Source organism: Bacillus pinisoli, from assembly GCF_023036475.1.
Taxonomy (GTDB): Bacteria; Bacillota; Bacilli; order Bacillales; family SA4; genus Bacillus_BS; species Bacillus_BS pinisoli.
Window position 1 is genome coordinate 434,680 of record NZ_JAJQKI010000001.1, and the last position, 12,198, is coordinate 446,877.

General features: G+C 38.9%; 9 protein-coding genes and 1 pseudogene. 2 read left to right on the forward strand and 8 right to left on the reverse strand.

The features are described from left to right. Positions 1-168 precede the first annotated feature (168 nt). Positions 169-978: an adenosylmethionine decarboxylase gene (gene speD, locus LT143_RS02290; RefSeq protein ID WP_246939078.1), complete on the reverse strand. Its 810-nt coding sequence runs from the start codon at positions 976-978 to the stop codon at positions 169-171. 679 nt (positions 979-1,657) lie between these two features. Here speD and LT143_RS20695 point away from each other — a divergent pair. After that, positions 1,658-2,554, forward strand: coding sequence for a CAP domain-containing protein (locus tag LT143_RS20695; RefSeq protein ID WP_418909793.1), 897 nt, complete (start codon positions 1,658-1,660; stop codon positions 2,552-2,554). A 252-nt stretch (positions 2,555-2,806) separates the two neighbouring features. Here LT143_RS20695 and LT143_RS20820 read toward each other — a convergent pair. Together LT143_RS20820 and LT143_RS02300 are read right to left on the reverse strand one after the other, a co-directional pair. After that, positions 2,807-2,955: pseudogene (locus LT143_RS20820) on the reverse strand (nucleotide-binding protein); the annotation flags it as partial. Next, positions 2,948-4,318: a cobyrinic acid a,c-diamide synthase CobB gene (locus tag LT143_RS02300; protein WP_246939167.1), complete on the reverse strand. Its 1,371-nt coding sequence runs from the start codon at positions 4,316-4,318 to the stop codon at positions 2,948-2,950. The pseudogene LT143_RS20820 and the gene LT143_RS02300, both read right to left, overlap by 8 nt. A 115-nt stretch (positions 4,319-4,433) precedes the next feature. Here LT143_RS02300 and LT143_RS02305 point away from each other — a divergent pair, with 115 nt between their 5' ends. Beyond that, positions 4,434-4,730: a hypothetical protein gene (locus LT143_RS02305; RefSeq protein WP_246939081.1), complete on the forward strand. Its 297-nt coding sequence runs from the start codon at positions 4,434-4,436 to the stop codon at positions 4,728-4,730. A gap of 27 nt (positions 4,731-4,757) precedes the next feature. On the opposite strand, the gene LT143_RS02310 is transcribed toward LT143_RS02305, so the two are convergent. From LT143_RS02310 to LT143_RS02330, 5 genes are all read right to left on the reverse strand, one after another. Further along, complete coding sequence (locus LT143_RS02310) at positions 4,758-6,209, reverse strand: NAD-dependent malic enzyme (RefSeq protein WP_246939084.1); 1,452 nt, start codon at positions 6,207-6,209, stop codon at positions 4,758-4,760. 256 nt (positions 6,210-6,465) lie between these two features. Next, positions 6,466-7,524: a tartrate dehydrogenase gene (locus tag LT143_RS02315; RefSeq protein ID WP_246939089.1), complete on the reverse strand. Its 1,059-nt coding sequence runs from the start codon at positions 7,522-7,524 to the stop codon at positions 6,466-6,468. A gap of 115 nt (positions 7,525-7,639) precedes the next feature. Continuing rightward, positions 7,640-9,613 (reverse strand): TRAP transporter permease, encoded by a 1,974-nt coding sequence (locus tag LT143_RS02320; RefSeq protein ID WP_246939092.1) that lies wholly within the window; start codon positions 9,611-9,613, stop codon positions 7,640-7,642. 58 nt (positions 9,614-9,671) lie between these two features. Beyond that, entirely contained in the window at positions 9,672-10,712 is a 1,041-nt protein-coding gene (locus tag LT143_RS02325; RefSeq protein ID WP_246939096.1) for a TAXI family TRAP transporter solute-binding subunit, read from the reverse strand. Between the two features lie 17 nt (positions 10,713-10,729). Beyond that, positions 10,730-11,794, reverse strand: a complete 1,065-nt coding sequence (locus LT143_RS02330; protein ID WP_246939099.1) for a DctP family TRAP transporter solute-binding subunit — start codon at positions 11,792-11,794, stop codon at positions 10,730-10,732. Positions 11,795-12,198 lie beyond the last annotated feature (404 nt).

Sequence of the window (12,198 nt, forward strand, 5' to 3'; positions counted from 1 at the left end):
AATTTATATGTAAGGTGATTCAAAAATACATCTCAGCCCATAACTAATTAGTCTATTTTAACAAATAATTATCTATTTATCGATATGAATTTAAATTTATATTTATTCAGTTTACCTTTGGTTCTATAAAGAAAAATCGACAAGTGACAGGCACTTGTCGATTTTTCTTTAGTGTATGATGTTTTTCCCGTAGAAGATCTCTTCCATCTCAGTTTTTAACTTTTTCGTAATCTCAACTTGTTCTTCTTTTGGTAGTGAGTCTTTACGGTAGCCAAATAAGTAGTTGTCTAAGTCGAATTGGCGTAGTCGGCACTTGGTGTGGAAGATGTTTTCTTGGTACACATTTACGTCAATCATATGATATAGTTCCTGCACTTCTTCTGGTATATAGTTTTGAATGGAGTTTATGTCATGGTCAATGAACAACTTGTGACCGTTGACGTCTCTTGTGAACCCACGTACTCGATAGTCGATCACCATTACATCTGTTTCAAAGGAATGAATGAGATAATTAAGTGCTTTTAGTGGAGAGATTTCACCACATGTTGAGACATCGATATCTGCACGGAAGGTACTAATCCCGTCAGCTGGGTGGTACTCTGGGTAGGTGTGTACAGTAATATGGCTTTTATCTAGGCCTGCGACAACCGCATTGCCTAATGGACCTGGTGATTCTTCGAATGCTTCCATGGGTGCTTCATCTACGGGACCTTCTGAAACAAGGATGGTTACACTAGATCCTTGAGGTACATAGTCCTGCTTGGCAATGTTTAATATATGGGCTCCTATCATTTCCGTTACGGTCGATAAAATATGTGTTAACCTTTCCGCGTTATATTGCTCATGTATATAGTTAATATAGGCTTCTCTTTCTTCCTTTGTTTTTGTATAACAAATATCATACATATTAAAGCTGAGTGACTTGGTCAGATTATTGAATCCATGAAGTTCTACTCTTTGCTCTGGAGTAAGTGACATTATGCAATCTCCTTTTTTCAATTCATTAGGCTCTTTTTAAAACTCATTTATCTAAAAGTAAGAAACAGCCATTCTTTATTATATATTTTGGAAGTGTAGAGGTATTATATTCACCCAACAAAAGAGTAGGGAAAAATTACCTCTACAACCTTCATCAAAAAACTCCTAGTAAACAATCTTCTTCCTACATTTCTTCATTTATAATGGGCGCTCGCTAATAATTTACCAACCGATACGTTTTTTACCGGAGATAATCGATTTATAAAACATTCATACTAAGACGAACCAAAAAATATAGCCATTGGGGGTTTTAAAGTTGATAAATAGAAAATTATTAGCGTTAACTAGTTCCGTTTTGTTGGCTTCACTAGTAGGGTGTAATTACGATCAAGATGCTGCTGGTAATATGGGTCGAACATATGATGGACAAAACACTCAGTTAAATGCACGTAACACGGCAGATGAGTACGTTTATAATGTAAATAACCGTAACACGACTGCAGACCGTAACTTTATGAATTATCAAGATGAAGCAACGAATAAAGGTAGATACACAACTAGAAATACAGGTCTTGATAACGTTACGATGAATAACAGAGCCGTTACAGACAGAAATATGGATGATAACAGTCGTGGTCGTCAACTAACTCAGGACGAAGATTTCACGTTTGGAAGAGATATGAACAATGATACATTTATCGAGCATGATCTAGAAAACCCAGGAGCTAACATCTCTGCTGATGTGACGACCATCTCAAGTAATAAGTATCCACATACAAAAGCGGTTCTTATTCAAGAAGCAAAATTTAAGTATGTAAATGCAGGTGATCAAGCGGCTAATAAAGGTCAAGGTCAACCTAAGAATACTAATGCGATTTACGGAGCTTTACAAAATATCCAAAAAGCTCAGGGAATGCAACCAGGTACTCAACAAGGACAACAGGCTAAGCAGCAACAAGCTGGTAACCAAAACAAAGCAACAGCCCAACAACAACAACAACAGGCTGCAAACCAAAAACAAACAACACAGCAACAAGCCCAAGCTGGTAACAAGGCTACACCAAGTCAACAACAACCAACAGCAAAAAATAATGCAACTGCTCAGAACCAACAACAAGCACAAGCTCAACAACAGCAACAACAAAAGCAACCTGCTGCTACGCAAAATAAAACAGCACAGGCTGCACCAACTACAGCTGTTAGTAATTTTGAATCAAAAGTAATTGAGTTAACGAATGCAGAAAGAAGAAAAAATGGCTTAAAAGATCTTACAGCTGATACGAAACTTAGCGATGTGGCGAGAGAAAAATCAAACGATATGCAAAAGAACAATTATTTCTCCCATACAAGCCCGACGTATGGATCACCGTTTGATATGATGCGTGACTTTGGCGTTACGTATAACACAGCTGGTGAAAACATCGCACAAGGACAACGTTCACCTGAAGAGGTCGTAAAAGCGTGGATGAATAGTGAAGGTCACCGTAAAAACATCTTAAGTGATAAATTTACGCACATCGGTGTCGGTTACAACGAAAGTGGTCATCACTGGACACAAATGTTTGTTGGACGTTAACAAATTAAAGGCTGATGCATGTCATCAGCCTTTTACTTCATTTTTCCAAAGTGCGCTATTCTTTCTTGAATTAAGTCTAAGTTTATATGCTGATGGAAATGGTTCGCAAACCGCTTGTATTCTAATTCACTAAGTCTTGAAAGGACACTCAATTTCTATGTATTTCATACCCTGTGGTCAACAAAATATAGCTTACCATTCGATCTGATCTTTGTGTTTCACCTTCACCATCAGAAATTTGATTTTCTAAAAATTAAGGGACATGTTCTGTGATTTAAATGGAGCTGTTTTATACCCATATACCCATCCTCATGAAAAATGCGGCATAGTGCAGTTGCAATAACACTTTTCCCTGCATCCGAATGAATACCCTGAATCATTATAGGAAAACCTTTAGCCATACATTTTTCTCTCCTTACATAGTTGAATCCAGTTCAAAACAAGTTCGGGGCAGGATGCAAAATGAAAATGAGTATACCCCGCCACTAAATGATGTTTCATATAACCTTCTTTACCTGTATGAAAATATCCTTTTGTTTCATAGGCATAGTCGATGTTATCAGTTGGTTCAAATGAGGAATAATGATATTCATGACCTTTTGCTATCGTATCTTGAGGTAACAAGTAGTTGCCAGGCTCCCCCTTCACTTCACGATAACCAATTGTAGTTAAAGTACGATTCATTTTCACCCTACCTGGAATAAGCCCGACCATTTTATGGCTCTTGCGATCAGACGTTATCATCTCTTCAGCCAGGTACATAAATCCACCACATTCAGCTAAAGTGGGTAAACCAGAATGTATAGCCAAACGAATTGATTCGTTAACTGTTGTTTGGTTAGAAAGTTCATCGGCAAATTCTTCTGGAAATCCACCTCCGATATAGAGTCCATCAACATGTTCAGGTAATTTTTCACCCGCTAATGGAGAGAAGTAGATGAGTTCTGCCCCATATACCTCGAGCAATTCTAAGTTCTCCTGATAATAAAAGTTAAAAGCTGCGTCCTTTGCAACGGCTACTTGAACTAGTGTTGATTCAATTTTTGTAAAAAGTGAGGTTTGACTTTGTAGAGGACTGTCTGAACATAGTGTAAGTAATTCATCCAAATTGATTGTACTTTCTACTAAGGCTGCTAAGTGATTGAAAAAGGGTGCAAGCTCCCCTCGTTCAATGGAGGGTACTAGTCCAAGGTGACGCTCTGGCATTTGAATATGTACGTCATTTGCAAGAAAACCGATTACTGGTAACTGGCATTCTTTTTCTATGGCTGTTTTTACAAGCTGATAATGGCCCTCTCCTCCTACATTATTGGCAATGACGCCTACAATTCCAGATCCGTCCTCAAAGCTGTTATAACCTTTTACAATCGCAGCTGCACTCCTGGCCATGCTAGAACAATCAATAACTAAAATAATGGGAGTGTCCGTTAATCTACTAATTTCTGCGGAGCTTCCTTTATTAGTAAGTGGATTCTCTCCATCAAATAGTCCCATCATTCCTTCAATGATGGACACATCGGCTCCACGCTGACCGTTAATGACTATTTCTTTTAATACCTCATGGTCTAGCATCCAGCTATCTAGGTTTCGGGAAGGACGATTAGTCACAGCTGAATGATAGGCCGGGTCAATATAATCAGGGCCACATTTAAAACCCTGTACAGTTAGTCCACGTTTATGTAAAGCAGCCATGATCCCAATGGTTAGAGTCGTTTTTCCCACGCCACTTGAAGTACCTGCAACCATGATTCGTTTGGTCATTATTCCCACCTCCATATACATTATAGTTAATTAAACGTTTGTTTAAGGCTCTTTTCTAAAACTTTGTTGCTTTTCGGAGCTTACTTTATAAACCTTCTTTCTAATACTATCAACCAAAGTGACCAATGTTAGAAAAGAGCAACTCTCTCTATCTAAAGCACTAACCACTGTAATACCGAGTAAAAATCCGGCTTTTGGGATTTTTACGAAAGCTACACTTTATACGAAGAGAGCTTTGTTTAAAGGTAAAAATGCTGAGTTACGTAATGGTTTCTTAGCTTTCGCTCCAAAATGGGGTCGAAATTTGGGTGATGAACTAGGCTCCATGAGGCATATCAGGAAAAAAATGGGAGGATATCAGGAATTTCTCTTATTTTATCAGGAATTCCTGCCACAACAAGAAAAGCTAGCCTAACACAATAGACTAGCTTTCCCAACCAAATTAAACCTCAACTAATTCTTTATCCATTTGGCTCTCTAGCTTTAAACGGTCTTTACGAGCAACACCTGTTTTATAAGCAGCTTGGATGACCGCAGTCTTAACCGCATCTACGACTTTTTGGTTAAATACACTTGGAATAATGTACGTTTCACTTAACTCATCTTCTGAAACGACATTCGCTATCGCACGTGCTGCAGCAATCTTCATTTCTTCATTGATTTCCGTTGCACGGCAGTCTAATGCGCCTCTGAAGATTCCAGGGAAGCAAAGGACATTGTTGATTTGATTTGGAAAATCAGATCGACCTGTTGCCATGACACGAACATAACCTTCCGCTGTATCTGGATCAATTTCAGGCTGTGGATTCGCTAATGCAAATACAATCGGATCTTTTGCCATTTTCTTTAAGTGATTGACCGTTAAGATGCCAGGTGCTGACACGCCAATAAAGACATCGGCGTCTTCAATTACCTCATCTAGCCCTCCAGTAAGATTGTCTGGGTTCGTGAAGTTTTTGTATTCTTCCCATTGCAGATTCTCATACGTTTCATGACGGTTAATTGCACCAAAGCGATCTACACCAATAACATTTTTCACACCAGCTGCAACCAGGATCTTCGTGCAAGCAATACCCGCTGCCCCGATACCCGTTAAGACTACCTTAATGTCTTTCAGCTCTTTACCTGTAAGCTTTAAAGCATTAATTAGTCCAGCTAAAATAACAACTGCTGTACCATGTTGATCGTCATGAAAAACAGGTATATCAAGCTCTTTCTTTAATCTTTCTTCAATTTCAAAACATCTTGGTGACGCAATATCCTCTAAGTTAATACCACCAAAAGCAGGTGCTATCGCTTTTATGATTTGAATAATTTCTTCTGTATCTTTCGTATCTAAGCAGATTGGGAAAGAATCCACGTTAGCCATTTGCTTAAATAGCATGGCTTTTCCTTCCATAACCGGCATGGCCGCTAATGGTCCAATGTCCCCTAACCCAAGAACAGCCGTCCCATCAGAGACAACGGCTACCGTATTACGCTTAATGGTTAGAGTATGCGCTTTACTTGGTTTCTCTGCAATGGCCTTACATACTTGAGCGACACCTGGAGTATAGACTCTAGATAAATCATCACGGTTTTTAATAGGAACTTTTGAATTCACTTCAATTTTTCCACCTAGATGTAATAAGAACGTTCGATCCGATACTGAAATAACTTCTACACCACTGATGTTTGAGATGTTACTTGTAATTTCTTCACTATGCTTTTGGTCATTTACATTGATCGTAATGTCACGAATCGTTCTATTTTTTGAAGAGGAAATGACGTCAATTCCTACAATATCTCCATGATATTCTCCAATGACTTTTGCAATATCACTAAAAGACGCTAGTTGTTTTTCGATTTGTAATCGAATAATAATATTCATACTAGATTTACTCATACTTGCCATGATGCTTCCTCCTTCATTCTGCTGTTTTTTTTATCGTTTGGCTCTGTTAAACATGGTTGTTGATTTTCGTTCCGGGACGCTCGCTTTCCGCGGGCGATGAATGGAGGATATTTTCACTATCGTGAAAAATCCCACTCCTCGGCGCTTCACGCCTGCGGGGTCTCCCTTACCGCGCTCCTCCCGCAGGAGTCTCGCATCCCTCCACTACAATCAACACTGCAAAATATCAACAATGTTCTTTAACCCAGCTAATCGTTTAGTAAGATAATAGTTTCTTATTCACATGGTCAATGACTTCTTGCATGTTGGAAGTACCACCAAGATCGCGTGTTTTCACACCTTCTCCGATTGTATCTTCAATTGCTTTCAGTAATAGATCGCCAAGTTCTTTTAAACCTAAATGGTCTAGCATCATTTTAGCTGTCCACAATTGTCCAATCGGATTGGCAATTCCTTTCCCCACAATATCAGGAGCTGAACCGTGTACAGGCTCAAACATGGAAGGATACTTTCCAGATAAGTTAACATTGGCTGCAGGAGCTATTCCAATACTACCCATAATCGCAGCTCCCAAGTCTGTTAAAATGTCCCCGAATAGGTTACTCGCCACAATAACATCAAATTCATGTGCTCTCGTTACTAAAAAAGCAGTCAACGCATCGATGTGGTTACTTTGAGTGGCAATGGAAGGATATTCTTTGCCCACTTCATTAAAGACTTCATCCCAAAATGGCATACTATGTACAATTCCGTTGGACTTTGTGGCACTTGTTACTTTTCCATTTCTCGTTTTTGCTAATTCATACGCGTAACGAATCGTTCTTTCGGTTGCTTTTCTAGTGAAGACTGCATTTTGTACAGCAATTTCATCACTGCCACTATGAATTCTTCCACCAACCTCACTATATTCCCCTTCACTATTTTCACGAACTACAATAAAGTCAAAGTCCTTAGGGTTTGCAAGAGGTGATGAAACACCTTTAATGTACTTAGCTGGTCTTATATTAACGACTTGCTCACACTCACGACGAATTTTAATTAGTAATCCCCATAGAGAAATGTGGTCTGCCACAAGGTTTGGATTTCCAACTGCGCCTAAGTAGATCGCATCTGTTTGATGAAGCTGCTTCATGCCATCCTTTGGCATCATTTCTCCGTGTTCTAAATAGTACTCACAACTCCATGGATGAGTCTCATATTCGAACTTTACGCCACCATTAATATTTGCTAGCGTATCTAACACTTGTAAGGTTGCAGGTACAATTTCTTTTCCAATTCCGTCACCAGGAATAACCGATAGTTTGAAGTTTTTCATGTTCGTCTCCTTTTTCTGAAAAAAAGGTAGGATTGTAGATTAGTCCTATGCATTCTTGCAAGTTGACTAACACAATCCTACCCCCTTCACATAAATTTAGTTCACTCTTTTACTATTAAGCAGAAATAGAAGTTGGCTCCTGCTTTTTCACCATTACTAATTGAACCGCTACTGCTGCACCCACAATCGCAAGTGCAATTAAGTCTGTCTTAAGTCCTGCATCAATTGAGCATAATGCTGCTGCAATTAATAGAAGTTTTGTAAGAAGGTTGGCACGACGACCTGCAAACCATCCTTGAACACTAGCTGCAAGAAGATAAATTCCAATCGATGCTGTTACTACAGCAATAGCGATTTCAGTCCATCCACCCTCCATTAGTAGTTGAGGGCTATAGATAAACATAAATGGAACGATAAATGCTGCAATACCTAGTCTGAATGACTCTACCCCAGTTTTCATCGGATCGGTTCCAGCAATACCTGCTGCCGCATAAGCTGCTAATGCAACCGGAGGCGTGATTGCAGACATTACCGCGTAATAGAATACAAACATATGAGCAAATAATGGCTCAATTCCTAAGTTAATTAGTCCTGGTGCTACAACGGAAGCTGCTACTGCATATGCAGCCGTTGTTGGCATACCCATTCCTAGTAAGATCGCAATGAACATTGCAAACAATAACGCTAGTAATTCACTTTCACCAGCAACATTAAATAACATAGAGCTGAAACGAAGTCCTACACCTGTTAATGAAATAACCCCTACGATAATACCAGCACAAGCACACACGGCTAATAACTGAATCGTATTCTTCATCCCAAGTTCAAATGCACCAAGTACTTTTTTCAGTCCCATTCTTGTAGACTTATTCAAGAAGCTCACAACAAAACATGCAATGATACTGTAAGTACCTGACATGATAACAGAGAAGCCTTGTAATAACATTCCAATTAAAAGAATGATTGGAATAAATAGATACGCTTTCTTTAAGATTGCTTTGAAGCTAGGTAAATCTTTTCTAGCAATCCCTTTCATTCCTCTTTTAACTGCTTCTAAATCTACCATTAAATAAACAGATAAAAAGTATAATAGAGCTGGAATGGTAGCAGCGATAACGATCTCACTGTAACGAATTCCTGTAATTTCCGCCATTAAGAATGCACCAGCACCCATGATCGGAATCATGATTTGCCCACCAGCAGAAGCCGTTGCTTCAGTTGCAGCAGCAAAACGTGCATTATATCCAACACGCTTCATTAATGGAATTGTTAATGATCCAGTTGCAACAGCATTACCTGCAGAAGTACCGTTCATCATTCCCATTAATCCACTAGAGATAACCGCTACCTTCGCTGGACCTCCACGCATTCCTCCTGCAAGAGAGAAGGAGAAGTCAATAAAGTAACGTCCCACTCCAGACATTTGTAAAAAGGAACCGAAGATAATAAATAGAAGAATATACTTTGATGATACATCCAGCGTAACGCCAAAAATACCATCTAATCCGTAAATATACGTAACGAAACGTTCAACACTATATCCACTATGATTTAAAATACTAGGTAAATAAGGTCCAACGAATGCGTATAAAATGAAGATTCCAGCCAAGATTGGTAGTGTCCAACCACTTGTACGTCTTGTTAACTCTAAAACGAGTAAAACCCCTACTAACGCAAAGATAAAGTCAAGCGTTGTAGGCATAACCCCAAAACGGAATAATAATTGCTTTAAGTTTACGGCAATATAGATAAAGATTCCGATACTTGCCAATATTAACGCCCAGTCAACGATATGAATCTTATTTGAAGCTTTTTTCCAGCCTGGGAAAAGCATGAAACCTAGGATTAAACCAAATAATAAGTGACTGCTTCTAAATAACCATGGATCAATAGGATGGAAGTTTAAGATATATAAGTGAAATAGTGCTCCCACTACTGCAATAGTAGAAAATAAAATTCCAATAAACCCTGTAAAATTTCTTGCCTCCGTCGAGCTTTCTACCGATTCGTCATCTTCTTGTTCTTCTAGCATGTCCAGAAGAGGCTTATCGTTTACATCCTTCTCTTTGTTGTTTAACTCTTTGCTCATGAATGGCACCTCCTTAGAGAATATACCTATCCCCTAGTAGAGGATAGGTATGTTTTCTTTATTTCTCCCACTCTGGTGGGTAAACAGAATCTGGTAATTCAATTCCAATTTCCTCATAGTACTTAATCGCACCAGGGTGTAATGGAACATCTTTGTTAATTGTAATTGCTTCAGCAACAGCTTCTTTCATAGAAGCATGAGTTTGTACTAACATGTCATTGTTTTCATGATACGCTTTTACTAAATCGTAAACGAAGTCTACGTTTGTATCTTTACGAACAATACCGAAGTTGAACATTGCAATTGTTTCAATGTCATGATCTAAAGTTGTATAGGTGTCAGAAGGAATAGTGAATTCAAAGAAGTAAGGGAATTCTTTAAGAACCTTCTCTCTCATTTCACCATCTAGACCAAAGAAGTTGATTTCTCTTTGAACTTCAATTTCAGATACAGCAGAGATTGGAATACCAGCAGCATATCCAATGATATCTAACTGACCATCCATTTGTTGAGAAGCCATATCACTAGCGCCTGCTTGAACATTGTCAGTGTCTAGACCTAATACATCATGAATTAACGGGACATACGTACCAGAAGTACCACCAGCAGGTCCTACCCCAACACGTTGGCCTTTAATATCTTCAATACTGTCTACACCAGACTCTTTAAGTGCCCACCAGTGAATTGGTGTTGTATACATTGGGAATACAATACGAACATCTTCCATCTTGTTTCCAGCTGTCCACTCACCAGTTCCTGTGTAGCCTTCATAAGCAGGTCCTAATGTTACAAGACCTAGATCTTGCTCTCCCGCTTGTGTTAATTGCATATTATGAACAGGTCCACCTGTTACCTCTACGTTTGCTGTTACATCCATTTCTTTTTCAAGAAGTGATGCAAGTCCTCCACCAACGATAAAGTAAGTTCCACCTTGTGAAGCAGTTCCAATCTTTACTGTAGAAGGATATTCTTTGTAAGTAATTTCAGTTGATCCTGATTCTGATTCATTTCCACCTGTTGTTTCTCCTCCACTACATGCAGCAGATACAACTAGTGATAAGCCTGCAACTAAAGTTAGCGCTTTCTTTTTCCAACTCACGATATTTCCCCCTTTGCTTAATGCGAAGCTTGTGCTTCTTTATTCTTTGGAAGCTGTTCTATATATTCAGCCCTAAACCGGTCTTCAAAATTGCGATATACCGGCTGAAGAGCGTCTTCCCACAATTGTTTCTCTTCTTCTGTTAAACGATGAATCTCAATACACCCACATTGTTCTATATCCTGCTGATTTTTCTCGTTCAGTTCTTGTGCCAACTCTACTTCCCATTCCGTTACTTCTCGGAAAGTGTCGGTAAGTAACTTTTGCACATCAAGTGAGAGACTCTCCCAAAATTCAAGATTCATAAGCACCACGTAACCGAGGTAACCATGATCACTAATCGTTAAGTAGTTTTGTAGCGAATGTAAATCTTTACTCACGATATTAGAAAAGGTGTTTTCTTGACCATCAATTATTCCATTGTTTAATAGTTGATACACCTCATCAAATGAATGGATTTGGGTATCTACTTGTAATGCTTTAAACTGGTCTTCAATTACCGTACTCGGCATGACTCTAAACCTTTGTCCTGCAAAATCCTTTGGTTTAATTAATGGGCCATATTGACTGGTCATTTGTTTAAAACCATTATCCCAAATACCTAAAGGATACAGACCTTCCTTGTTTAACTTTGCTAAGAGCTTCTGACCAATTTCACCTTGAAGATAGTCTTGGACATCACTTGAATTTCGAAAAGCAAATGGTAAGTCCATAACCTGCCATTCTGGAACAATTGGAGTCAGTTTTGATGTGGAAGGAGCAACCATTTGTATGTCGCCTCTGTTTAGAGCATCAAGCTCTTCCCCATCCTTGTAAAGGTTTCCATTTGGAAATACCTGAACTTCAATAAATCCATTTGATCTTTCTTTTACGAGCTTCGCAAACTTTCTAGCAGCCAACCCTTTTGGCGTTTGCTCACCCACTACATGTGAAAAACGAATCACAATCCGTTCATCTTCACTCAGTTGCTCATGATCAATCGGATAAGCAGAATTGCTACATCCAGACACCAGAACTAGTAGAGTGATTAACAATAGGTAACCTATTTTTCTATGATGTGTACAGCCATTCTGAAGACACACGGGAAAGCCCCCTAGATTCTCCATTATCAGTAGGAAAGATACGCTATTTTCCTTTTTTTCTGATAAATCTAATATAAAGCGCTTTCAGTTACCGTACAATATTAAGCTCATAATGGTTATTTTGGTCTTTTTGGTCTTTTGGTAGGTCGTGTTGGGAGGTTAATAGGGTGGTAGTTGTGGGGGTTTATAGATTTAGTTGAGGATTTTGGTGGGGTGGAGTGTATGTTGGTATACCGAGTCATATGGAATATGGATCTGGTTTCGGACTGCCCGGTTTACATACCCCTACTAGTATTATTGCACACAAATCGAGAAAATACGCACAGTAGTCCGGGTTAATTGCACAGAAGTCTTTGTTAATTGCACAAAAACCACGATTAATTGCACAAAACTCCTGAACCACA